The following is a 23,398-nucleotide window of genomic DNA, read 5'->3' as shown; positions in this document are numbered from 1 at the left end:
GCCACGCAACCCGGCCGAACCGCCCATCGGGGCGCAAAGGGATCGGACGGGAGGGTCCGGGAAGAGGCCGGGAGGGAGCCGGGGCGCGGCTCGGGCGGAGGGGCGGGCCCGCGGAGCGGGTCAGGCGGCGGGCGCGGACAGGGCGCGCCGCATCGCCCGGTGGGGGATCCCCGCGTCGGGGAACTCCGGGCCGTACGCCACGTAGCCGAGCCGCTCGTAGAAGCCCAGCGCGTGTGTCTGCGCGTGCAGGTCGACCGCGCTCAGGCCCCGGTCGAGGGCGGCGGCCTCGATGGCGCGCACCAGGGCGGCGCCCACGCCGAGCCCACGGGCCGCCGCGGTGACCGCGAGCCTGCCGAGCGAGCCGATCTCCGCGGCGCCGGTCTTGGCGAGCGCCTCCGGGCCGTACAGGAGCCGGCCGGTACCGAGCGGCCCGGCCTTCCCGACAGCGAGGACATGCAGCGCGACCGCGTCGTACGTGTCGTACTCCACGTCCTCGGGGACCTGCTGCTCGGTGACGAAGACCGCCTGGCGCACGGCGAAGCAGGCCTCGCGGTCGGCCGGGTCCTCGGCGACGCGGACGGCGAAGGCCGTCATTCGCTCTCGGCCCGGATCGCGTCCAGGGCGTACTGCAGATCGGCCGGGTAGACGCTCTCGAACTCGACCCACTGGCCGTCCGAGGGGTGCTCGAAGCCGAGCCTGACCGCGTGCAGCCACTGGCGGGTCAGCTTGAGGCGCTTGGCGATCGTCGGGTCGGCGCCGTAGGTGAGGTCGCCGACGCAGGGGTGGCGGTGGGCCGACATGTGCACCCGGATCTGGTGGGTGCGGCCCGTCTCCAGCTTGATGTCGAGCAGGGAGGCCGCGCGGAAGGCCTCGATCAGGTCGTAGTGCGTGACGGACGCCTTGCCCTCGGCGGTCACGGCCCACTTGTAGTCGTGGTTGGGGTGGCGCCCGATCGGGGCGTCGATGGTGCCGCTCATCGGGTCCGGGTGGCCCTGGACCAGGGCGTGGTAGCGCTTGTCGACCACGCGCTCGCGGAACTGCGCCTTGAGCGAGGTGTAGGCGCGCTCGGACTTGGCGACGACCATGAGGCCCGAGGTGCCGACGTCGAGGCGGTGCACGATGCCCTGGCGCTCGGCGGCGCCGGAGGTGGAGATGCGGTAGCCGGCCGCGGCGAGGCCGCCGATGACGGTGGTGCCGGTCCAGCCGGGGCTCGGGTGGGCGGCGACCCCCACCGGCTTCATGATCACGACGATGTCGTCGTCGTCGTGGACGATCTCCATGCCCTCGACGGGCTCGGCGACGATCTGCACGGGGGCGGCGGCCTGCGGCATCTCGACCTCCAGCCACGCCCCGCCGTGCACCCGCTCGGACTTGCCGACCACGGCGCCGTCGACCTGCACCTTCCCGGCCGCGGCGAGCTCGGCCGCCTTGGTACGGGAAAACCCGAACATGCGGGAGATGGCGGCGTCGACGCGCTCGCCTTCGAGGCCGTCGGGAACGGGCAGGGTGCGGATCTCGGGAATCGTACTCACCCGTCGAGTATGCCTTGCCGCACCGGCGTCACCCGCCGCGCGTCCGGCGGGCGGGTGCCCGGCGGGTGCGGGACGGGACCCGGGGCGGGCCCGGGAGCGGGGCGCGGGGCGGGTTCAGTCCTTGTGGACGGTGCCGTCCGGGTCGAGGCCGCGGAAGGAGAGGATCACGATGAGGATGCCGCCGCAGACGATCGCCGAGTCCGCGAGGTTGAAGACCGCGAAGCCCTGGGGCGCGATGAAGTCGACGACCTCGCCCTTGAAGATGCCGGGCGAGCGGAAGATCCGGTCGGTGAGGTTGCCGAGCGCGCCGCCGAGCAGCAGACCGAGCGCGATCGCCCAGGGCATGCTGCGGAGCTTGCGCGCGAGCCGGGCGATCACCACGATCACGGTCGCCGCGATGATCGTGAAGATCACCGTGAAGGCCTCGCCGATCCCGAAGGCGGCGCCCGCGTTCCTGATCGCGTTCAGCTGGAGCAGATCGCCCATGACCTTGATCGGCTCGTGGTGTTCGAGCCTGGCCACCACGAGCATCTTGCTGCCGAGGTCCAGAAGGTAGGCGAAGGCCGCCACCGCGAACAGCACGGCGATCTTCCGCTTGCCCTTCGGCTGCTCGGAAGGGGCCGCCTGACCGTCGGCCGCCCCTTCCGCATCCGGCGTACCGATGATGCGCTCCGCCTCTGCCACGTGAGTCCCTCAACCGCTAGGTGCCTGACTGAGCACGAGGGTACGGCACACTTGTGCGGGGTCAGCCCCGCCGTTCCTGCTTCTGCTTGTCCTCCACGCACAGGGTGGCGCGCGGGAACGCCTGCATCCGGGCCTTGCCGATCGGTTTCCCGCAGACCTCGCAGTAGCCGTACGTCCCGGCGTCGAGCCGTTCCAGGGCGTGTTCGGTCTGCTCCAGGGTCTCCCGCGCGTTGGCCGCGAGCGCCATCTCGTGCTCGCGGGTGATGTTCTTGGTGCCGGTGTCGGCGTCGTCGTCACCGGCGCCGTCGCCGGAGTCGCGCATCAGGCCGGCCAGCGCCGCCTCGGACGACTCGATCTCGTTGCGCAGCCGCAGCACCTCGCTGGACAGCTCGTTGCGGGCCTCGGCGACCTCGTCCGGCGTCCACGGGTCCTCGCCCGGCCGGACCGGAAGCTCACCGGGGGTGGCCGTGGCCACAGCACGAGCCGTCGGCACCGCCGACGCCGCGGCGGCCCTGGCCGCCGTCGCCCCTCCCGCAGTCTTCTTCGCAACCACCTTGTTGGCTCCCGTCTCTTCCGCGGCCGCAGCCGCCCCCTCGGCCGCGGTCGCGGCCTTCTTGGCGCCCGCTCCGGCCGACTTCGCCGGCGCCGTCTTGTCGGTCGCCTTGTCGGACGCGGCGGACGCCGTCCCGGTTGCCTTGCGGGCCGCCGTCTTCTTGGCGACGGCCTTCTTCGCCGAAACCTTCTTGGCGGCGTTCTTGGCCGCCGCCTTGGTGGCCGACGTCTTCGTGGCCCCCGTCTTCTTGGCGGCGGCGGACGTTTTTTTGGACGCCGTTGTGGTCTCTACGGCGGTCTTCTTCGCCACCATGGCCGCGGCCCCTTCACATATTGTGATCTTGCTCGCGAATCGTGCTGGGACGATAAATCGACTCCAGGCCCGCGGCAACGGGGCACGCCGCCGGTTCGCCCCGCCCCGGCGGGGGACACGGCGAACCTGCATCGGTTGTGCCCAGCTCCCGGCCCGGCGAATCCGCCGTACGGGCGGGTCACGGGAGCGTCCCGGCCCGTATGGCCATTCGGGTCACGCGCCGCCCCCGCGCGGCCCGCCCGAAATCCGGTGGGCCGCCCTTCTCCGAGCCCCGTACACTGGCCCCAGCGAGAGGCGTGGACGGGACGAGTAGCGGCGTACGCAGCCAAGAGCGATCCGGGGACGGTGTGAGCCCGGAGGCGAGCGCGCGGTGAAGATCACCCCCGAGCCGCCGGAAGAACGACCCCGGGTCCCCGGGGTCCAGTAGACCCGGCTTCGCGCCCCAATGAGGGGGCGGTGTTCCGCACACCGCCAAGGAGGGTGGTACCGCGGGAGCGCCCCACGTGGGCCCGCTCTCGTCCCTTCGACGGAGTCGCACGATGATCCGCCGGAGGATGAACGGATGTCGCAGTACCGCCAGGTGCCCGCCCAGGTAGACCTGCCCGCCCTGGAGCACGCCGTGCTCGACTTCTGGGAGCAGTCCAAGGTCTTCGCCAAGAGCCTCGAACAGTCCGAGGGCCGCCCCGAGTGGGTCTTCTACGAGGGCCCGCCCACCGCCAACGGCATGCCGGGCGCCCACCACATCGAGGCCCGCGTCTTCAAGGACGTCTTCCCCCGCTTCCGCACGATGCAGGGCTACCACGTGGCCCGCAAGGCCGGCTGGGACTGCCACGGCCTGCCCGTCGAGCTGGCGGTCGAGAAGGAGCTCGGCTTCACCGGCAAGAAGGACATCGAGGCGTACGGCATCGCCGAGTTCAACGCCAAGTGCCGCGAGTCCGTGACCCGCCACACCGACGCCTTCGCCGACCTCACCACGCGGATGGGGTACTGGGTCGACCTGGACGACGCCTACCGCACGATGGACCCGCAGTACGTCGAGTCCGTGTGGTGGTCCCTGAAGGAGATCTTCAACAAGGGCCTGCTGGTCCAGGACCACCGCGTCGCCCCCTGGTGCCCGCGCTGCGGCACCGGCCTCTCGGACCACGAGCTGGCGCAGGGCTACGAGACCGTCGTCGACCCGTCGGTCTTCGTCCGGTTCCCGCTGACCGGCGGCCCGCTCGCCGGCGAGGCGGCGCTCCTGGTGTGGACGACGACCCCCTGGACCCTGGTGTCCAACACGGCGGTCGCGGCCCACCCCGAGGTCACCTACGTCGTCGCGACCGACGGCGAGGAGAAGCTCGTCGTCGCCGAGCCGCTCCTGGCGAAGGCCCTCGGCGAGAACTGGGAGACCACCGGCCAGTCGTTCACCGGCGCCGACATGGAGCGCTGGACCTACCAGCGCCCCTTCGAGCTGGTCGAGTTCCCCGAGCCCGCCCACTACGTGGTGAACGCCGAGTACGTCACGACCGAGGACGGCACGGGTCTGGTCCACCAGTCCCCCGCCTTCGGCGCCGACGACCTCCTGGTCTGCAAGGCGTACGGCCTGCCGGTGGTGAACCCGGTCCGCCCCGACGGCACCTTCGAGGAGGACGTCCCGCTGGTCGGCGGCGTCTTCTTCAAGAAAGCCGACGAGAAGCTCACCGAGGACCTCAAGGAGCGCGGCCTCCTCTTCCGCCACGTCCCGTACGAGCACAGCTACCCGCACTGCTGGCGCTGCCACACCGCGCTGCTGTACTACGCGCAGCCGTCCTGGTACATCCGCACCACCGCCGTCAAGGACGCGATGCTGCGGGAGAACGAGAAGACCAACTGGTTCCCCGACTCGGTCAAGGAGGGCCGCTTCGGCGACTGGCTGAAGAACAACATCGACTGGGCGCTCTCCCGCAACCGGTACTGGGGCACCCCGCTGCCCATCTGGCGCTGCGAGGAGAACCACCTGACGTGCGTCGGCTCGCGCGCCGAGCTGACGGAGCTGACCGGCACCGACCAGTCCTCGCTCGACCCGCACCGCCCGTACATCGACGAGGTGACGTTCACCTGCACCGCCGAGGGCTGCTCGCTCGAAGCGGTGCGCGTGCCCGAGGTCATCGACGCCTGGTACGACTCGGGTTCGATGCCGTTCGCGCAGTACGGCTACCCGCACCAGAACAAGGAGCTGTTCGAGAGCCGCTACCCGGCGCAGTTCATCTCCGAGGCCATCGACCAGACCCGCGGCTGGTTCTACACGCTGATGGCGGTCGGCACCCTGGTCTTCGACAAGTCCAGTTACGAGAACGTGGTCTGCCTCGGCCACATCCTCGCCGAGGACGGCCGCAAGATGTCCAAGCACCTGGGCAACACCCTGGACCCGATCCCGCTGATGGACCAGCACGGCGCCGACGCGGTGCGCTGGTTCATGGCGGCCGGGGGCTCCCCGTGGGCCGCGCGCCGGGTCGGCCACGGCACCATCCAGGAGGTCGTCCGCAAGACGCTCCTCACGTACTGGAACACGGTCGCCTTCCAGGCCCTGTACGCCCGCACGTCCGGCTGGGCGCCGAGCGCGGCGGACCCGGCCCCGGCCGACCGCACGGTGCTCGACCGCTGGCTGCTCGGCGAGCTCAACTCGCTGGTCGAGCAGGTCACTTCGGCCCTTGAGGCGTACGACACCCAGAAGGCCGGCAAGGCGCTCTCCTCCTTCGTCGACGACCTCTCCAACTGGTACGTACGCCGCTCGCGCCGCCGCTTCTGGCAGGGCGACAAGGCGGCGCTGCGCACCCTGCACGACGTGGTCGAGACGGTCACCCGGCTGATGGCTCCGCTGACGCCGTTCATCGCCGAGCGGGTCTGGCAGGACATGGTGGTGCCGGTGACGCCGGACGCCCCGGAGTCCATCCACCTCTCGACCTGGCCGCAGGCCGACACCTCGGCGATCGACCCGGCGCTGTCGCGCCAGATGGCGCTGGTGCGCCGCCTGGTGGAGCTGGGGCGCGCGACGCGTGCGGAGTCGGGCGTCAAGACGCGCCAGCCGCTCTCCCGGGCCCTGGTCGCGGTGGCGGGCTTCGAGGCCCTCTCCCCCGAGCTGCACGCGCAGATCACGGAGGAGCTGAACGTGGAGTCGCTGGCCTCCCTCTCCGAGGTGGGCGGCTCCCTGGTCGACACCACGGCGAAGGCGAACTTCCGGGCGCTCGGCAAGCGGTTCGGCAAGGGCGTGCAGGACGTGGCGAAGGCCGTGGCCGCGGCCGACGCGGCGGCCCTCTCGGCCTCCCTGCGCGACACGGGCACGGCGACGGTCGAGGTCGGCGGCGAGTCCGTGTCGCTCGCCCCCGACGAGGTCATCATCACCGAGACCCCGCGCGAGGGCTGGTCGGTGGCGTCCGACTCCGGCGCCACGGTCGCCCTCGACCTGGAGATCACCCCGGAGCTGCGCCTCGCGGGCCTGGCCCGTGACGCGATCCGGCTGATCCAGGAGGCGCGCAAGAACAGCGGGCTCGATGTGGCGGACCGGATCGCGGTGCGGTGGGAGTCCACGGACCCGGAGGTCGCCTCGGCGCTCTCGGCCCACGAGTCGCTGATCGCGGACGAGGTTCTGGCCACGGATTACGCCGCCGGCGCCGCGGACGCCTCGTACGGCGCCCCGTTCAGGGACGAGCCCCTGTCCCTGACGTTCCGCCTCCGCAAGGTGTAACGCCGGCCAACGGTCGCGGCGGCCCGCCCCCACGGTCGTGGGGGCGGGCCGTTGTCTACCCCCGCCCCGCCCCTTCCCGAGACCCTCCGGGGGCTGAAGGACGCTGGGGGCTCCGCCCCCAGACCCCCGTTCGCGCCTCAGGGGCGCTCGTCCTCAAACGCCGGACGGGCTGAGGTTGCCCGTACCCGGGATCGCCAGGGGCGCGGGGAACTGCGCGAACGGCCCCCACGGCCCGCAGACGATGAACTCCCCCCGGAGGGCCCGCCGCAGGCGACCCGCCCGCCGGGTACGGCGAAGGGCCGGTACCGGGGGGAACCCGGTACCGGCCCTTGCAGCCTGCCGACGGCTACGCGCGGCGCACGCGCGTAGAGCCCGTCAGTTGTCGTCCTCGTCGATCAGGAACCCGCGCATCGGCGACGGCGCCTGCTGCATGGGCGAGGGCCCCTGCGGCCGCACCGGAGCCATCGGCTGCGTCATGGCCGGCGACATCTGCTGCTGGCCGCCGTAGGAGGGCCCGCTCGGCATGGACTGCTGACCGCCCATGGACGGCTGGCCACCCATCTGGTGCCCCATCGAACCGGCACCGGCCGACGCCATGGAGCCGCTCATCTGCGGAGCCGGCGGCAGCGAGGCCGTCGCCGGGGTGCGCGGCGGCGCGAGCGAGTCGTCGGCCTGGGTCTCCAGCTGGCGCAGCTGCGACTCCAGGTACGACTTCAGACGCGTGCGGTACTCGCGCTCGAAGCCCCGCAGGTCCTCGACCTTGCGCTCCAGCGTGGCGCGGGCGGACTCCAGGGAGCCCATCGCGACGCGGTGCTTCTCCTGCGCGTCCCGCTCCAGGGCGTCCGCCTTGGCACGGGCGTCGCGCTCCAGGCCCTCGGCGCGCGACCGGGCCTCACCGACGATCTTGTTGGCCTCGGAACGGGCCTCCGCGATCGCCTGGTCGGCGGTCTGCTGCGCGAGCGAGAGCACACGGGCGGCGCTGTCGCCACCGGGCGCCTGGGCCGGCTGTCCCATCTGCGGACCGTGGCCGCCCATGGGGCCGCCCATCTGCTGGCCCATGGGGCCCTGGCCGAGCTGGTTCTGGCCCATGGGGCCCTGACCCAGCTGGTTCTGGCCCATCTGGTTCTGGCCCATCGGGTTCTGGCCCATCGGACCCTGACCCATGGGGCCCTGACCCATCGGACCCTGGCCCATGGGGCCCTGGCCGTGCTGGCCCTGCGGGCCGTGGCCACCGGGGCCCGCGGGCAGCTGCGGCGCACCGCTCGGCAGCTGGGGCGGGCCCATCTGCGGCTGCTGCTGCTGGACCTGCGGCGGACCGGATATGGCCGCGGGGACGGGGGCGCCGGGCCCTCGGCCGTCCTGCTGCTCCGGCTTGCGCATGCCCTGCTGCTGCTGGTTCTGCGCGGCGGCGCGGGTGGCGGCGGCCAGCTTGGCGCGCAGATCCTCGTTCTCACGGAGCAGTCGGGTCAGCTCCGACTCGACTTCGTCGAGGAAGGCATCGACCTCGTCCTCGTCATAGCCTTCTCGGAGGCGGACCGTCGTGAACTGCTTGTTCCGCACGTCCTCGGGGGTCAGCGGCATCTCTTCTTCACCTCTACGTAGTCGTCGGCAGTCGGCAGGACCGAATCGTTCACAACCTGACCACGATGCTGATCAGGATGTAGACGATGATCATCAGAACGAAGAAGGACAGGTCGAGTGCCACGCCCCCGAGACGCAGCGGCGGAATGAACCGCCGCAGAAGCTTGAGCGGTGGATCGGTGACAGTGTAGGTGGCCTCAAGAACGACCACCATCGCCTTACCGGGTTGCCATGAACGGGCGAACTGGAAGACGTAGTCCATGACGAGCCGGAAGATCAGCACGATGAGGAAGCACATCAGCGCGATGTAGACCACCTGTAGTGCGACGCCCATCTCGCGCTTCCCTCTCCCCTTGCTTCAAAGCTCCGGCCACTGTCGGCCGGTTCGTTCCCGGTGTCGTGTTCTCAGCTCTGGTTGAAGAATCCGCCCTCTGCGATGCGGGCCTTGTCCTCCGCCGTGACATCGACGTTAGCAGGAGACAGCAGGAACACCTTCTGCGTCACACGTTCAATGCTGCCGTGCAGGCCGAAGACCAGACCGGCGGCAAAGTCGACAAGTCGCTTCGCGTCGGTGTCGTCCATCTCGGTGAGGTTCATGATCACCGGGGTGCCCTCGCGGAAGTGTTCCCCGATGGTACGGGCCTCGTTGTAGGTCCGCGGGTGCAGCGTGGTGATGCGGTACGGCTCCCGCTCGGACACGACCTTGGGCATGATCACCGGTGCGTTCTTCTCCAGGCTCGGACGTTCAGGTGTGATGGACGCCACGGGTGCAATTCGCGCCGGTCGTCCGCTTTCTACCGATAGCTGAACCGGTTCTCTCGGCGCTGGAGGCTGAGTTACTCGTACCGGTTCGTCCCGTTCGTCCTGGAGCGGGGACGACTGGTGCGGGGGCTGGTGCCGCCGACGGTCGCGCTCCGGTTCGGGCTCGGGTTCGAAATCGTCGTCGGGGTCGAACCCCCGGCCGTCGTACCCATCGTCCTCCACGAGGCCGAGGTAGACCGCCATCTTGCGCATCGCGCCGGCCATGCTCAGATTCCTCCGCTCTGTGGTGGATCGCTCCTGTCGCCGAGTGGCAGCGTCATCAAGGGCCCACGATCCACGCGGTCTGCCCACCGAAGAGTGGGAATGACCATATTTTCTGCTGTGGTCCGACTTGCTTGGCGACGTTACCCGAGCCGGGGTCGGACTCCGAGTACCGCCGTTCCGACGCGTACATGTGTCGCTCCGGCCGCAACGGCCTCTTCGAGGTCCGCACTCATCCCTGCTGACACCATGTTCGCAGCCGGATGGGCCGCGCGCAGGCGGGATGAGAATTCCAGCAGCCGCTCGAAGGCGGCCCGTTGCCTTCCGGCGTACTCCCCGGCCAGCGGCGCCACCGTCATCAGACCGTCGAGCCGGAGCCCCGGCGCCTCGGCGATCGACGCCGCCAACTCCTCGATCCCGTCCGGAGCCACGCCGCCGCGCTCCCCGCGCTCGCCGGACTCCGCGTCCAGGGCGACCTGGATGAGGCAGCCGAGCTCGCGACCGGCGCGGACCGCCGCCGTGGAGAGCGAGCCGGCCAGCTTGTCCCGGTCGACCGACTGCACCATATCGGCATAACTCGCCACGGACCGTACCTTGTTGGTCTGGAGCTGTCCCACGAAGTGCCAGGTCAGATCGAGGTCTGCGCAGGCCGCCGCCTTGGGAGCGGCGTCCTGGTCACGGTTCTCCGCGACCTCGCGCACCCCCAGTTCGTGCAGCAGGCGCACATCGCTCGCCGGGTAGGTCTTGGTGACCACGATGAGGGTCACGTCCGCGCGCTCGCGCCCGGCCGCCGCGCAGGCGGAAGCGATACGTTCCTCCACCCGGGCCAGGTTCGAGGCGAGTTCGGTCTTGCGATCCGTCATGAGTCGTCAGTCCAGCCAGACATATCCGGCGAGCCGCCCCGTGGTGCGGTCGCGGCGGTACGAGAAGTGGTCGAGCGATTCGAGCGTGCAGACCGGCGAGGCCTCGACGTCGGTGACGCCGAGGGCGGCGAGCTGTGCGAGCACCGCGGCGGTGACGTCGACGGCCGGGGTTCCCCAGCTGGTCTCCGACCAGGCGGCCGGCTCGACCGCGGCGACCTCGGCCCGCATCCGCTCGGGCACTTCGTAGCACCGCCCGCAGACGGCGGGCCCGGTGCGGGCGACGATCCGGGCCGGGTCCGCGCCGAGCGAGACCATCGCCCCGACGGCGGCGGGCACCACGCCCGCGACCATTCCGGGCCGGCCCGCGTGGGCGGCGCCCGCCACCCCCGCCACCGGGTCCGCGAGCAGAACCGGTGTGCAGTCCGCGGTCAGTACGGCGAGCGCGGTTCCCCGGCGCGCCGTCACCACCGCGTCCACCGCGGCCGGGTCGCCCGGGGCGAAGGGGTCCTCGACGACGGCGACCTCGCGCCCGTGCACCTGGTTCATCCAGACCACCCGGGCCGGGTCGAGCCCGAGCCCCTTGGCGGCGAGCTCACGGTTGGTGCGTACCGAAGCGGGGTCGTCGCCCACCGCACCGCCGAGGTTGAGCTCCTCGTACGGAACGGCGCTCACCCCGCCCCACCGGTCGGTGAAGGCGAAGTGCGCGCCGCTCACAGTGCCCTGCTCTCGTATCACTTCGATGATTCGCTTCGAAACGTCGCTCGGCTCACCGGAGTTCGCTCACTTGAGGAAGTCCGGCACGTCCAGCTCCTCGGCCTGGCTGTCCGGGTAGGGACGCGCCGTCGGGATGGCCGAGGGGGCCGGGGCCTCGTTGACCGGGGCGGGCTCGACCGGGACCGGCGGGGCCGGGGGCTCCTCGCGGGTCGGGACCGTGCCGAGGCCGCCGAGCGGGCGGGACACCTCGGACTGCCGCGAAGGGGCGGGCTCGTCGCGCTTGTTGGAGGCGGCGCCGAGCACGGTGTCCCGGCGGGCCGGGGGCTGTCCGCCGTCGAACCCGGCCGCGATGACGGTGACCCGCACCTCGTCGCCGAGGGCGTCGTCGATGACCGCGCCGAAGATGATGTTGGCCTCGGGGTGGGCGGCCTCGCTGACCAGCTGGGCCGCCTCGTTGATCTCGAAGAGACCGAGGTCGGAGCCGCCGGAGATGGAGAGCAGCACACCACGGGCGCCGTCGATGGACGCTTCGAGCAGCGGCGAGGAGATCGCCATCTCGGCGGCGGCCACCGCGCGGTCGTCCCCGCGGGCCGAGCCGATGCCCATGAGCGCCGAACCGGCCTCCGACATGACCGACTTGACGTCGGCGAAGTCGAGGTTGATGAGGCCCGGCGTGGTGATCAGGTCCGTGATGCCCTGGACGCCGCTGAGCAGCACCTGGTCGGCGGACTTGAACGCGTCGAGCACGCTGACCTGGCGGTCCGAGATGGACAGCAGCCGGTCGTTGGGGATGACGATGAGGGTGTCGACCTCTTCGCGGAGCTCGGCGATGCCGTCCTCCGCCTGGTTCGCCCGGCGCCGACCCTCGAAGGTGAACGGGCGGGTGACCACACCGATCGTCAGGGCGCCGAGCGAGCGGGCGATGTTGGCGACGACGGGGGCGCCGCCGGTGCCGGTGCCGCCGCCTTCGCCGGCGGTGACGAAGACCATGTCGGCCCCCTTGAGGACCTCCTCGATCTCCTCACGGTGGTCCTCTGCCGCCTTGCGTCCGACGGCCGGGTTGGCTCCGGCCCCGAGGCCGCGGGTGAGTTCACGGCCGACGTCGAGCTTGACGTCGGCGTCGCTCATCAACAGTGCTTGCGCGTCCGTGTTGATCGCGATGAACTCGACGCCCTTGAGACCGACCTCGATCATTCGGTTGATGGCATTGACACCACCGCCGCCGACACCGATGACCTTGATGACTGCGAGGTAGTTCTGCGGTGCTGCCACGTCGAAGGCCTCTCGCCTCGAGTTACGGGTCGTCACTTCGCGGGTGCCGCGAGGTGACGACGAATGCCGATTGGGACGGTCCGTATCGCCGACCCGAACCCTAACGCTGAAGTTTAGGGTTACCAGTGTGTCTGTTCGCTGGACTCTTCCGAACAGGACACTAAGTCGACAAGTGGCGCACGTTCAACGAACACGCCGAACCTCCCGTTTTTCTTTTCACCCTATGTGATCACCCGTGTCGCTGACCAACCAGGGTGCTGGCCAGCGCATATGTCCGTCAACTACCCGATACCGCAGGCGCGGTGGGGGCGCTCACATCGAAGTGGACGGACTTGGGACGGGCTTTCATCAGTGCACTGAGGGTACGTCCCTTCAGCTCGCCCTCCTCCTCGCTTCCCCATCGGACACTCCGTCCGCCGCTCAACTCCAGGGTGACGGAGTCGAAGGAGGAAACCTTCACCGAGCGCGTCTCCTTGGCGACGGCGGCCGGGAGTTCGCCCGCGATACGGACGGCTTCGAGGACGAGCCGGTCGGTGCCGAAGCGGCGCAGACTCGGGGACTGGGAGACCGTCAATTCGAGCTGGGGAACGCCCTTCAGGGGCTGCGCGTCCGTGGCGAAACGCACACCCTTGGCGTCCACTTCGTCGAACTTCGCGCCGTGCTTCATGACCAGGACGGGCCGGCGTTCGGTCACTTTGAGACCGATTCCGTGCGGCCATGAACGGACGGCCTCCACGGAGTCGATGCGGGGCAGCTTCTGGCGCAGCCGCGCCTCAATCGCACCCGTGTCGACGGAAATCAGCGGTGAACCGATCGGGACCGCGGCGACCGATTCGACCTGGGCCGTGGTCAGAACCCGTGTCCCGGTGGTCTTCACGTGCTCGGCGCGCAGCCAGGAAGAGCCGTACAGGATCCAGACGAGACCCGCCCCGAGCAGGGCCACGGCGGCGGCGAGCACGATCAGTCCGCGCCGGCGGGGCAGCCGGAGCCGGCCGCCGCGCCCGGGACGGGGGCCGGGCCGGCCGGACTTCGCGGACTTCGCCTTCACGCTCTGTCCGCCACCGCGCTGAGCGGTCGCCTGTCCGGCCACGGTCCCTGCCTTCCGTCAGTTGATCAACGTCCTGCGATGGCCTCGTACACCATCTGCACGAGGAGCTGGTCGGCGTCGCGCCGCCCGAACTCGGCCGCGGAGCGCGACATCTCGTACAGGCGGTGCGGGTCGGCGAGCACCGGCAGGACATTGCCCTGCACCCACTCGGGAGTGAGTTCGGCGTCGTCGACGAGGAGGCCGCCGCCCGCCTTGACCACCGGCTGGGCGTTCAGCCGCTGTTCGCCGTTGCCGATCGGCAGCGGTACGTAGGCGGCGGGCAGCCCGACGGCGGAGAGTTCGGCGACGGTCATCGCGCCCGCGCGGCAGAGCATCATGTCGGCCGCGGCGTACGCGAGGTCCATCCGGTCCACGTACGGTACCGGGACGTACGGCGGCATCCCGGGCATGTGCTCGACACGCGGCAGTTCGTTCTTCGGGCCGACCGCGTGCAGGATCTGGATGCCGGAGCGCTGGAGCACCGGAGCGACCTGCTGGACGACCTCGTTGAGGCGGCGGGCGCCCTGGGAGCCGCCGGAGACGAGCAGCGTCGGCAGACCGGGGTCGAGGCCGAACGCGGCACGCGCCTCGGGCCGGACCCGGGCCCGGTCGAGCGTGGCGATCGAGTAGCGCAGCGGGATCCCGATGTAGCGGGAGTTGCGCAGCTTGCTGTCCGGGGTGGCGACGGCGACCCCTGCCGCGTACCGCGAGCCGATCTTGTTGGCGAGGCCGGGCCTGGCGTTGGCCTCGTGGACCACGATCGGCACCCCGAGCCGCTTGGCGGCGAGGTAGCCGGGCAGCGCCACGTAGCCGCCGAAGCCGACCACGCAGTCGGCCTTGGTGCGCTCCAGGATCTGCTCGGCGGCCTTGATGGTGCCGCGCAGCCGCCCGGGGACGGTGATCAGTTCGGGGGTGGGCCTGCGGGGCAGCGGGACGGCGGGGATGAGCGCGAGCTCATAGCCGCGTTCGGGCACGAGCCGGGTCTCCAGACCCTTCTCGGTACCGAGTGCCGTGATCCCCACGGTGGGGTCCTGCCTGCGCAGGGCATCCGCGAGGGCGAGCGCGGGCTCGATGTGGCCGGCGGTCCCCCCACCGGCGAGTACGACATGCACCGAAATTCACCGCTCTCCGGACGGACGCTTCTTGACGCGCCGTCTCATCGACTTCCAACTCACCCGAGGCTGCCGCATGGCAAGCGCCGCCCGCGCCGCGGGGTCGTCCCGCGCGAACGCGATCAACAGCCCCACGGCGAACATGGTCGGCAGCAGCGCGGACCCTCCGTAGGAGAACAGCGGGAGCGGGACACCGGCGATCGGCAGCAGGCCGAGCACCGCACCGATGTTGATCACGGCCTGGGCCACGATCCAGGTGGTCACACCTCCCGCGGCGTACCTCACGAAGGGGTCCTCCGTGCGTCCGGCCACGCGGATACCCGCATAGCCTAGAGCCGCGAAGAGGGCGACGACCGACAGCGTCCCCGCCAGACCCAGTTCCTCACCGGTCACCGCGAAGATGAAGTCGGTGTGGGGCTCGGGGAGTTGACCCCATTTCTCCACACTCGCACCCAGGCCGGATCCGAACCAGCCGCCCGAGGCGAGCGCGTAGATTCCGTGCACCGCCTGCCAGCACTGGTCCTGCGGGCCGGGGTCGGTGGCCCCGATGCAGTCGAGCCGGCCCATCCGGTGCGGGCTGATCTTGATGAAGAGCGCGGCGAGCGTGCCCGCGATGGCGAGCACCCCCGCGAAGAGCCGGGTGGGGGCGCCGGCCAGCCAGAGCAGCCCGAACAGGATCGCGGTGAGGATGATCGTGGTGCCCATGTCGCCGCCGAGCATGATCAGGCCCAGCAGCAGGAAGGCGACCGGGACCAGCGGCACCAGCATGTGCTTCCACTCGGTGAGCAGCCGCTTGTCCTGTTTGCGCGCGAGCAGGTCGGCGCCCCACAGGAGCAGGGCGAGCTTGGCGAACTCGCTGGGCTGGAGCTGGAAGGGGCCGCCCAGGTAGATCCAGTTCTGGTTGCCGTTGACCGATTTCCCTATCCCGGGGACCTGCACCAGGATCAGCAGGAAGACCGTGCCGGCCAGTATCGGGTAGGCCAGCGCCCGGTGGAGCCGGGCGGGCATCCGGGCCGCGGCGATCATCAGGCCGCCGCCGATGAGGGCGGCGAGGAACTGCTTGCGGAAGAAGTACGAGCCCGGCAGCGACAGTTCCAGCGCCTTGATCATCGAGGCGGAGTAGACCATCACGAGGCCCAGCACGGTGATGAGCAGGGCGCTGCCGAGGATGAGGTAGTACGCCGTCAGGGGGCGGTCCCAGGCCCTCCTGGCCTGCTCCACCAGCCGCCAGGGGCCGCGGGGCCCGGAGCGCCGGGGGGCGCCGGACGGGCCGCCGCGGACGGCCGGGCGCCGCACGGGGCCCGCGGTACGGCTGCGCAGGAGGAGACCGGCGCGTGCGGAGAGCCCCCGCGCGAGGTGTCCGGAGCCGCCTGGAACATCGGCCGCCATGTGTGCTGTCCCCTCCAGTCGTGCCCGGCGCCGGCCGGTCCGTGGAACGGGTGGTCCGGCTAGGCGCGCCCTGCGGTGAGGTCGCGGACCGCTTCCGCGAAGGCCTCGCCGCGCTTGTTGTAGTTCGCGAACATGTCCATCGAGGCGCAGGCCGGGGCCAACAGGACGGTGTCCCCCGGCCGGGCGAGCCCCGCCGCCTCGCGGACCGCCGCCGACATCGCCCCAGTGTCGGTCCGGTCGAGGTCGACCACCGGGACCTCGGGGGCGTGTCGCGCCAGGGCTTCGGCGATCAGGTGGCGCTCGGCGCCGATCAGGACGACGCCGCGCAGCCGCTTCGCGGAGCGCTGGACGAGCTCGTCGAACGAGGCGCCCTTGGCGAGGCCGCCGGCGATCCAGACGATCGGGTCGTACGAGGCCAAGGAGGCCTCGGCGGCATGGGTGTTGGTGGCCTTGGAGTCGTCGATGTAGGCGACCTCGGCGACGTCCGCGACGTGCTGGATGCGGTGCGCGTCGGGCCGGAAGGCGCGCAGCCCGTCGCGTACGGCCCTGGGCTCGACGCCGAAGGCGCGCGCGAGGGCCGCGGCGGCCAGCGCGTTGGCGATGTTGTGCGGGGCCGGCGGATCGACGTCGGCGACCTCGGCGAGCTCCTGGGCGTTCTTCTGCCGGTTCTGCACGAAGGCCCGGTCGACGAGGATGCCGTCGACGACGCCGAGCTGGGAGGGGCCGGGGGTGGCGAGGGTGAAGCCGATCGCCCGGCACCCCTCTTCCACGTCGGCCTCGCGCACCAGGTGCTCGGTCGCCTTGTCCTCCGCGTTGTAGACGCAGGCCACGGTGTTGCCCTCGTAGATGCGGCCCTTGTCGGCGGCGTACGCCTCCATCGAGCCGTGCCAGTCGAGGTGGTCAGGTGCCAGGTTGAGCACGGCGGCCGAGTGGGCGCGCAGCGAGGGCGCCCAGTGCAGCTGGTAGCTGGAGAGCTCGACGGCGAGGACGTCGTACTCCTGCTCGCCGAGGACCACGTCGAGCAGCGAGACGCCGATGTTGCCGACGGCGGCGGTGCGCAGGCCCGCGGCCTCCAGGATGGAGGCGAGCATGCGGGTGGTGGTGGTCTTGCCGTTGGTGCCGGTGACGGCGAGCCAGGGGGCGGCCCTGCGGCCGTCCAGGCCGCGCAGGCGCCAGGCCAGCTCCACGTCTCCCCACACCGGCACGCCCGCCTCGGCGGCCGCCGTGAACAGCGGCTTGTCGGGGCGCCAGCCGGGCGTGGTGACGACGAGCTCGGTGCCTTCCGGCAGGGTGTCCCCGTCGCCGAGGCGCACGGTGATGCCCTGTGCCTCCAGCTCCGCGGCCTGGCTGCGCGAGCGTTCGTCGGCGCCCTCGTTGACGGCCGTGACGACGGCGCCGAGTCCGTTGAGGACCCGCGCCACCGGCATCCCGGAGACGCCGAGACCGGCCACCGTCACACGCTTGCCCTGCCAGGTGGTGCTCACTTGTCGGCTGCCCATCCCGCGTAGAAGAGACCCAGACCCACGATCACGCACATGCCCTGGATGATCCAGAACCGGACCACGACAAGGACTTCGGACCACCCCTTGAGTTCGAAGTGGTGCTGGAGCGGCGCCATCCGGAAGACGCGCTTGCCGGTCATCTTGAACGAGCCGACCTGGATGACCACGGACATCGTGATCAGCACGAACAGGCCGCCGAGGAGCGCGATGAGGAACTCCGTGCGGGAGCAGATCGCCAGGCCCGCGAGCGCGCCGCCGAGCGCGAGCGAGCCGGTGTCGCCCATGAAGATCTTGGCGGGCGAGGTGTTCCACCACAGGAAGCCGAAGCAGGAGCCCATCAGGGCCGAGGCGACGACGGCGAGGTCGAGCGGATCTCGTACCTCGAAGCAGGCGTTGGGGTTGGTCAGGGTCTGCGCGTTGGCGCAGGACTCCTGGAACTGCCACAGGCCGATGAAGGTGTACGCGCCGAAGACCATCACGGAGGCACCGGTGGCCAGGCCGTCCAGACCGTCCGTCAGGTTCACGCCGTTCGACATCGCGAGGATCATGAACAGGGCCCAGACCACGAAGATGACCGGGCCGACCGACCAGCCGAAGTCGTTGATGAACGACAGCTTGGTGGAGGCCGGGGTGTTGCCCCGGTTGTCCGCGAACTGGAGGGCGAGCACCGCGAAGGCGATGCCGACGATCAGCTGTCCGGCCATCTTCGCCTTGGCCCGCAGGCCCAGCGAACGCTGCTTGACGATCTTGATGTAGTCGTCGAGGAAGCCGACCATGCCCATGCCGGCCGTCAGGAAGAGCACGAGCAGGCCCGAGAAGGTCGGGTCCTCGCTGGTGAACACCTTGGTCAGCGCGTACGCGATCAGCGTGGCCAGGATGAAGGCGATGCCACCCATGGTGGGTGTGCCCTTCTTCCCGGCGTGGCCGCGCGGCCCGTCGTCACGGATGAACTGGCCGTAGCCCTTGCGGGCGAGCAGCTTGATGAGCAGCGGGGTGCCGACCAGGGTCAGGAAGAGACCGATGGCTCCCGCGAAGAGGATCTGCCTCATCGGGCGGCGACCTCACCCTCGGCGGCGCCATCGAGCAGCGCGAGCGCCACCCGTTCCAGACCGATCGACCTGGATGCCTTCACCAGCACGACGTCACCCGGGCGCAGTTCACTGCGCAGTAGGTCGACGGCCGCCTGTGCGTCGGACACGTGCACCGACTCCTCACCCCACGAACCCTCGTTATATGCGCCCAGTTGCAGCCAGGACGCCTCCCGGCCCCCGACTGCCACGAGCTTGCTGACGTTGAGCCGGACGGCGAGCCGTCCGACCGCGTCGTGCTCGGCGAGCGATTCGTCACCCAGCTCGGCCATCGGACCGAGCACCGCCCACGTCCTTCCCCCCTCGGCCCGTGAGGCCTGGCCCATGGCCACGAGCGCGCGGAGAGCGGCTCGCATGGATTCGGGGTTCGCGTTGTAGGCGTCGTTGACGACCGTCACACCGTCCGGACGCTCGGTGACCTCCATACGCCAGCGGGAGAGGGTGCCCGCCTCGGAGAGCGCGCGGGCGATCTCGTCTGCGGACATGCCCAGCTCATGGGCGACGGCGGCCGCGGCGAGCGCGTTCGACACGTGGTGCTCACCGTACAGGCGCAACGTCACATCACCGCACCCGGAGGGTGTGTGAAGGCTGAAGGAGGGCTGTCCGGCCGCTGTGAGCCGGACGTTCTCGGCGCGTACGTCGGCGTCCGCGGCCTCCCCGAAGAACAGCAGCCGCGCCTTGGTCCGCTCCGCCATGGCCCGGACCAGCGGGTCGTCGGCGTTGAGGACGGCGCAGCCCGACTCGGGCAGCGACTCCACCAACTCGCCCTTGGCCAGGGCGATCTGCTCCTTGCCGCCGAACTCGCCGATGTGGGCGGACCCCACGTTGAGGACGAGGCCGATGGTGGGCGGGGTCAGTCCGGTGAGGTAGCGGATGTGACCGACGCCGCGTGCGCCCATCTCCAGGACCAGGTGCCTGGTCTCGGCGGTGGCGGTGAGCGCGGTCAGCGGCAGACCGATCTCGTTGTTGAGGGAGCCCGGCGTGAAGACCGTCGGCGCGTGGCGCTGGAGCACCTGGGCGATCAGGTCCTTGGTGGACGTCTTGCCCGACGAGCCGGTGAGCGCGACGACTTCGGTGCCGAGCCGGCGTACGACGTCACGGGCGAGCGCCCCGAGGGCGGCCTGCACGTCGTCGACGACGATCGCGGGCACCCCGACGGGCCGCGCCGCGAGGACCGCGACGGCGCCCGCGTCGAAGGCGCGCCGCGCGTAGTCGTGGCCGTCGACGTTTTCACCCGCGAACGCCACGAAGAGCGAACCGGCCGCCACCTGGCGGGAGTCGATGACGACGGGGCCGGTGACCGTGAGGGACGGATCCGGTATGTCGTGCGGCTGCCCGCCGACGGTTGCGGCGATCTCGGCGAGGGAGAGGGCGATCACAACTTCATCCCTGACTTTTCTGGATGGCGGCGCGGAGCACCAGGCGGTCGTCGAAGGGGCGTACCACCCCGTGGATGTCCTGGCCCTGTTCATGGCCCTTGCCCGCGACGAGCACGGTGTCGCCGGGCTCGGCTCGGGCGACGGCCGACGCGATCGCGGCGGCACGGTCCTCGAAGACCTGGACCTCGCCGCGCTCGTGGGCGGGCACCTCGGCGGCGCCCGCGAGCATCGCGGCGAGGATCGCGAGGGGGTCCTCGGAGCGGGGGTTGTCGGAGGTCAGTACGGCGGTGTCGGCGAGGCGGGCCGCGGCGGCGCCCATCGGGGCCCGCTTGGTGGTGTCGCGGTCGCCGCCGCAGCCGAGCACGATGTGCAGTTTGCCTTCGGTGACCTTGCGCAGCGAGCGCAGAACCGATTCGACGGCGTCCGTCTTGTGGGCGTAGTCGACGACGGCGAGATAGGGCTGGCCCGCGTCGACGCGCTCCAGCCGGCCGGGCACGCCGGGTACGGCGGCCACGCCGTCGGCGGCCTTCTGCGGGTCGACGCCCGCGATGGCGAGCGTGACGATCGCGGCGAGGGTGTTCGCCACGTTGAAGGGGCCGGGCAGCGGGGCGGTGGCGGAGATCCGCTCGCCGCCGGGTGCCACCACGGTGAAGGTGCTGCTGTCCTGGCGGATCTCCACGTCCTGGGCCCGCCAGTCGGCGTCGGGGTGGCCCTCGGCGGAGAAGGTGGTGATCTCGATGCCGGCCTCCTTCACGAGGCGCCGGCCGTACTCGTCGTCGAAGTTGACCACGCCGCGCTTGGCGCGCTGCGGCGTGAACAGCTGCGCCTTGGCCTGGAAGTAGTCCTCCATGCCGGAGTGGAACTCCATGTGCTCCGGGCTGAGGTTGTTGAAGACGGCGACGTCGAAGACGCAGCCGTCGACCCGGCCGAGCACCAGGGCGTGGCTGGAGACCTCCATGGCGACCGAGTCGACGCCGCGCTCGCGCATGACCGCGAACAGCGCCTGGAGGTCGGTGGCTTCGGGGGTGGTGCGCTCGGACTTGATGCGCTCGTCGCCGATGCGCATCTCGACCGTGCCGATCAGGCCGGTCGCGTGTCCGGCGCCGCGCAGGCCGCCCTCGACGAGGTAGGCGGTGGTGGTCTTGCCGGAGGTCCCGGTGATGCCGAGCTGGAGGAGGTCGCGGCCGGGGTGTCCGTAGATCTCGGCGGCGAGCTCGCCCATCCGGCCCCGCGGGTCGCCGGCGACCAGGACCGGAAGGCCCGTCGCGGCGGCGCGTTCACGGCCGGCCGGGTCGGTGAGGACGGCGACCGCGCCGAGGCTCGCGGCCTGGGCGGCGAAGTCGGCGCCGTGCGTGTTGGCGCCCGGCAGCGCGGCGTACAGGTCTCCGGGGCGCACTGCCCGGGAGTCGTGCGTGATGCCGGTGACCTCTCCTGGTCCGGGGTCGCCCGTCCCCAGGCGCTCGGCCAGCGCCCCGAGTGAGGTCGGACGGGCCTGTTCCGGTCGGGGCGCTCCCGGCTGCTTCGCGGGGGCGTCCTTCGGGGCGGTTCGGTACTGATCAGCGTGTGGCACGGCGGTGAGCGTACCGGGCGCAGCGGCCGGGTCGCCAAAAGAGGGGGGCACGGCGTCCTGGGTCCCGTCCTGGTTCCCAGGGCCCTGGGTGATGGTTGTCACTGAGGCTTCCGGATTCAGTCGTTGCCGCCGAAGGTGACGGGCAGGTTGGGCGGCTGGGCGCCGCTCGGCGGGATCTGGAGGGTCTTGAGGGCGAACTCCATGACCTGCTTGTAGATGGGGCCGCAGATCTGGCCGCCGAAGTAGCTGCCCTTGGTGGGGTTCTGGATGGCGCAGTAGACGGTGATCTTCGGGTTGTCGGCGGGGGCGAACCCCGCGAAGGACGCGGTGTAGCCCTTGTAGGTGCCGGTTTTGGGGTCGACACGGTTGGCGGTACCGGTCTTGCCCGCGACCCGGTAGCCGGGGATGGCGGCCTTGGTTCCGGTGCCCTCGGCGTCGCCGACGACCGATTCGAGCATCTGGGCGAGGGTCTTGGCGGTTTTCTCGCTCACCACCCGGGTCTGCTTGGGCGCAGGCGCGGGCGTGAACCGCCCGTCCGGCCCCTTGGTGCCGCGCACCAGGGTCGGCTCGACGCGTACGCCGCCGTTGGCGATGGTGGAGTACACCGAGGCCGCCTGCATCGCGTTGAGCGAGAGGCCCTGGCCGAAGCGGACGGTGTACTGCTGCGAGGTGGACCACTTGTTCGCCGGGGCGAGGATGCCGGGGGTCTCGCCGGGGAAGCCGAGACCGCTGGGCAGGCCGATGCCGAACTTGCGCAGGTAGGAGTAGAGCACGCTGTCGGCCTGGGCGTCGGTCTTGCCGAGCTGCTCCACGGCGAGGATGGTGCCGATGTTGCTGGACTTGGCGAGGACGCCGTTGAGCGTCAGGTTCCACGTGGCGTGGTCGACGTCGTCCTTGAAGAGGCGGTCGCCGCGCTGGAGCCGGTTGGGCACCACCACATGGGTCTCGGGCGTCGCGACGCCCTCCTCCAGGACCGCGGCCATGGACATCACCTTGGCGGTCGATCCGGGCTCGAAGGCGTCCTGGAGCGCCGCGTTGCCCATGGCGGCCGCGTTGGCCTGGGCGATGTTGTTGGGGTCGAAGCCCGGCGCGTTGGCCATGGCCAGGACCTCGCCGGTGTCGGACCGTTGCACTATGACGTAGCCCCGGTCGGCGTGGGACTCGGCGACCTGGTCGGCGATGGCCTTCTGCGCCATCCACTGGATGTCCCGGTCGATGGTCAGCTCGACGTCGGAGCCGGGCACGGCCGGCGTCTCGTGGGTGCCGGCGGTGGGGACGCGACGGCCGCCCGACTGGGCGTAGGAGATCTTGCCGTCGGTGCCGGCCAGCTCCTTGTTCAGGGACGACTCAAGGCCGCCGCCGCCCTTGCCCTCGGCGTTGACGTATCCCAGTATCCCGGCGGCCAGATCGCCGTTCGGGTAGACCCGCTTGGTGCTGGACTCGTTGAGCACGCCGGCCAGCACGTTGGCGCCGGGACCGCCCTTGGCGCGGTCGGTGGCGGCCTTCTCGGTGAAGACCTTCTTCAGGTCCTTGATCTGGTTCCAGACCTGCGGGGTCTGCCGGCGGGCGAGCACCACATAGCGGGTCCTGGGCGTCTTGAGCTTCTTGGCCAGCTCGGTCTGGCCCTTGCCGACCAGCGGCGCGAGCAGCGCCGCCGCCTGGTCCGCGGCGTCCGGGATCTTCGTCGCCTCGGGGGTGAACAGGGTGGGGTCGGCGGTGATGTCGTACGCGTCGACGCTGGTGGCGAGCGCGATGCCGGCCCGGTCGGTGATCTTGCCGCGCTCGGCGGGCAGCGCGTAGCTGGCGTACCGGTTCTTGTCGGCCTTGGCGGCGTACGCGCTGGCGTCGACGGCCTGCACCTGGAGCAGCCGTACGACGAAGGCCAGCATGACCAGGGTGAGCCCGAGGCTGACCAGACGCAGGCGCGGGCGGTGGCTGCCGAGCTTGAACTTCTTCGCGGCGGGTCCCCGGGCCGGCGGCCGGGGGCGGGCCGGCGCGGGCACCCGGCGGCGCGGGGGTTCCTTGGGGCTCACT

19 protein-coding genes are annotated in these 23,398 nt (G+C 71.0%); 1 reads left to right on the top strand and 18 read right to left on the bottom strand.

Features of this window, described 5'->3' with window-relative positions:
- Positions 1–120: 120 nt before the first annotated feature.
- The 4 genes from OOJ98_RS06760 to OOJ98_RS06745 all read right to left on the bottom strand — a co-directional run bounded on the left by OOJ98_RS06760 (position 121) and on the right by OOJ98_RS06745 (position 3,081).
- Positions 121–594 (bottom strand): GNAT family N-acetyltransferase, encoded by a 474-nt coding sequence (locus OOJ98_RS06760; RefSeq protein ID WP_267053701.1) that lies wholly within the window; start codon positions 592–594, stop codon positions 121–123.
- Positions 591–1,532, bottom strand: a complete 942-nt coding sequence (locus tag OOJ98_RS06755; protein ID WP_267053700.1) for an RluA family pseudouridine synthase — start codon at positions 1,530–1,532, stop codon at positions 591–593. The genes OOJ98_RS06760 and OOJ98_RS06755 overlap by 4 nt, the downstream gene beginning before the upstream one ends.
- Before the next feature lie 114 nt (positions 1,533–1,646).
- Positions 1,647–2,216: a signal peptidase II gene (lspA, locus tag OOJ98_RS06750; RefSeq protein WP_267053699.1), complete on the bottom strand. Its 570-nt coding sequence runs from the start codon at positions 2,214–2,216 to the stop codon at positions 1,647–1,649.
- Positions 2,217–2,277: 61 nt separating this feature from the next.
- On the bottom strand, positions 2,278–3,081 hold the full coding sequence (locus tag OOJ98_RS06745) for a TraR/DksA C4-type zinc finger protein (RefSeq protein ID WP_267053698.1): 804 nt from the start codon (positions 3,079–3,081) through the stop codon (positions 2,278–2,280).
- A 562-nt stretch (positions 3,082–3,643) separates the two neighbouring features.
- Between OOJ98_RS06745 and ileS the strand changes: the two genes are divergently transcribed.
- Positions 3,644–6,784, top strand: coding sequence for an isoleucine--tRNA ligase (gene ileS, locus OOJ98_RS06740; protein WP_267053697.1), 3,141 nt, complete (start codon positions 3,644–3,646; stop codon positions 6,782–6,784).
- Positions 6,785–7,159: 375 nt separating this feature from the next.
- Here the strand turns inward: ileS and OOJ98_RS06735 are convergent, their stop codons facing one another.
- From OOJ98_RS06735 to OOJ98_RS06670, 14 genes are all read right to left on the bottom strand, one after another.
- Entirely contained in the window at positions 7,160–8,365 is a 1,206-nt protein-coding gene (locus tag OOJ98_RS06735) for a DivIVA domain-containing protein (protein ID WP_267053696.1), read from the bottom strand.
- A gap of 49 nt (positions 8,366–8,414) precedes the next feature.
- The gene (locus tag OOJ98_RS06730) at positions 8,415–8,699 is read right to left on the bottom strand and encodes a YggT family protein (RefSeq protein ID WP_114035728.1); all 285 of its coding nucleotides are present in this window, start codon (positions 8,697–8,699) and stop codon (positions 8,415–8,417) included.
- 71 nt (positions 8,700–8,770) lie between these two features.
- The gene (locus OOJ98_RS06725; protein ID WP_267053695.1) at positions 8,771–9,391 is read right to left on the bottom strand and encodes a cell division protein SepF; all 621 of its coding nucleotides are present in this window, start codon (positions 9,389–9,391) and stop codon (positions 8,771–8,773) included.
- Between the two features lie 140 nt (positions 9,392–9,531).
- Positions 9,532–10,251, bottom strand: a complete 720-nt coding sequence (locus OOJ98_RS06720; protein ID WP_267053694.1) for a YggS family pyridoxal phosphate-dependent enzyme — start codon at positions 10,249–10,251, stop codon at positions 9,532–9,534.
- A gap of 6 nt (positions 10,252–10,257) precedes the next feature.
- Positions 10,258–10,986 (bottom strand): peptidoglycan editing factor PgeF, encoded by a 729-nt coding sequence (gene pgeF / locus OOJ98_RS06715; RefSeq protein WP_267053693.1) that lies wholly within the window; start codon positions 10,984–10,986, stop codon positions 10,258–10,260.
- Positions 10,987–11,031: 45 nt separating this feature from the next.
- Positions 11,032–12,237, bottom strand: a complete 1,206-nt coding sequence (gene ftsZ, locus OOJ98_RS06710; protein ID WP_267053692.1) for a cell division protein FtsZ — start codon at positions 12,235–12,237, stop codon at positions 11,032–11,034.
- Positions 12,238–12,514: 277 nt separating this feature from the next.
- Positions 12,515–13,285 carry a cell division protein FtsQ/DivIB gene (locus tag OOJ98_RS06705; RefSeq protein ID WP_267055543.1) on the bottom strand — a complete coding sequence of 257 codons (771 nt, stop codon included), beginning with the start codon at positions 13,283–13,285 and terminating at the stop codon, positions 12,515–12,517.
- A gap of 65 nt (positions 13,286–13,350) precedes the next feature.
- Positions 13,351–14,436, bottom strand: coding sequence for an undecaprenyldiphospho-muramoylpentapeptide beta-N-acetylglucosaminyltransferase (gene murG / locus OOJ98_RS06700; protein ID WP_267053691.1), 1,086 nt, complete (start codon positions 14,434–14,436; stop codon positions 13,351–13,353).
- 6 nt (positions 14,437–14,442) lie between these two features.
- Positions 14,443–15,825, bottom strand: coding sequence for a putative lipid II flippase FtsW (gene ftsW, locus OOJ98_RS06695; protein WP_267053690.1), 1,383 nt, complete (start codon positions 15,823–15,825; stop codon positions 14,443–14,445).
- A 59-nt stretch (positions 15,826–15,884) separates the two neighbouring features.
- On the bottom strand, positions 15,885–17,324 hold the full coding sequence (gene murD / locus OOJ98_RS06690) for a UDP-N-acetylmuramoyl-L-alanine--D-glutamate ligase (RefSeq protein ID WP_267053689.1): 1,440 nt from the start codon (positions 17,322–17,324) through the stop codon (positions 15,885–15,887).
- Entirely contained in the window at positions 17,306–18,376 is a 1,071-nt protein-coding gene (mraY, locus tag OOJ98_RS06685) for a phospho-N-acetylmuramoyl-pentapeptide-transferase (protein WP_267053688.1), read from the bottom strand. The genes murD and mraY overlap by 19 nt, the downstream gene beginning before the upstream one ends.
- The gene (gene murF / locus OOJ98_RS06680; RefSeq protein ID WP_267053687.1) at positions 18,373–19,794 is read right to left on the bottom strand and encodes a UDP-N-acetylmuramoyl-tripeptide--D-alanyl-D-alanine ligase; all 1,422 of its coding nucleotides are present in this window, start codon (positions 19,792–19,794) and stop codon (positions 18,373–18,375) included. The genes mraY and murF overlap by 4 nt, the downstream gene beginning before the upstream one ends.
- A gap of 4 nt (positions 19,795–19,798) precedes the next feature.
- A complete protein-coding gene (locus OOJ98_RS06675) occupies positions 19,799–21,415 on the bottom strand; it encodes a UDP-N-acetylmuramoyl-L-alanyl-D-glutamate--2,6-diaminopimelate ligase (protein WP_267053686.1) in 1,617 nt (538 codons plus the stop codon).
- Positions 21,416–21,480: 65 nt separating this feature from the next.
- Entirely contained in the window at positions 21,481–23,397 is a 1,917-nt protein-coding gene (locus OOJ98_RS06670) for a penicillin-binding protein 2 (protein ID WP_267053685.1), read from the bottom strand.
- Between the last annotated feature and the right edge of the window lies 1 nt (position 23,398).

Source organism: Streptomyces sp. NBC_00083 (genome assembly GCF_026343295.1).
Lineage (GTDB): Bacteria > Actinomycetota > Actinomycetes > Streptomycetales > Streptomycetaceae > Streptomyces.
Note: the sequence above shows the minus strand (reverse complement) of the source record. Positions and strands in the feature narration are given on the sequence as shown.

What these genes read in the sequence shown, in the direction of transcription:
- OOJ98_RS06760 (WP_267053701.1), bottom strand. Translation starts at nt 594, where the DNA reads ATGACGGCCTTCGCCGTCCGCGTCGCCGAGGACCCGGCCGACCGCGAG.
- OOJ98_RS06745 (WP_267053698.1), bottom strand. Translation starts at nt 3,081, where the DNA reads ATGGTGGCGAAGAAGACCGCCGTAGAGACCACAACGGCGTCCAAAAAA.
- ileS (WP_267053697.1), top strand. Translation starts at nt 3,644, where the DNA reads ATGTCGCAGTACCGCCAGGTGCCCGCCCAGGTAGACCTGCCCGCCCTG.
- OOJ98_RS06735 (WP_267053696.1), bottom strand. Translation starts at nt 8,365, where the DNA reads ATGCCGCTGACCCCCGAGGACGTGCGGAACAAGCAGTTCACGACGGTC.
- OOJ98_RS06730 (WP_114035728.1), bottom strand. Translation starts at nt 8,699, where the DNA reads ATGGGCGTCGCACTACAGGTGGTCTACATCGCGCTGATGTGCTTCCTC.
- OOJ98_RS06725 (WP_267053695.1), bottom strand. Translation starts at nt 9,391, where the DNA reads ATGGCCGGCGCGATGCGCAAGATGGCGGTCTACCTCGGCCTCGTGGAG.
- OOJ98_RS06720 (WP_267053694.1), bottom strand. Translation starts at nt 10,251, where the DNA reads ATGACGGATCGCAAGACCGAACTCGCCTCGAACCTGGCCCGGGTGGAG.
- ftsW (WP_267053690.1), bottom strand. Translation starts at nt 15,825, where the DNA reads ATGGCGGCCGATGTTCCAGGCGGCTCCGGACACCTCGCGCGGGGGCTC.
- murD (WP_267053689.1), bottom strand. Translation starts at nt 17,324, where the DNA reads ATGGGCAGCCGACAAGTGAGCACCACCTGGCAGGGCAAGCGTGTGACG.
- mraY (WP_267053688.1), bottom strand. Translation starts at nt 18,376, where the DNA reads ATGAGGCAGATCCTCTTCGCGGGAGCCATCGGTCTCTTCCTGACCCTG.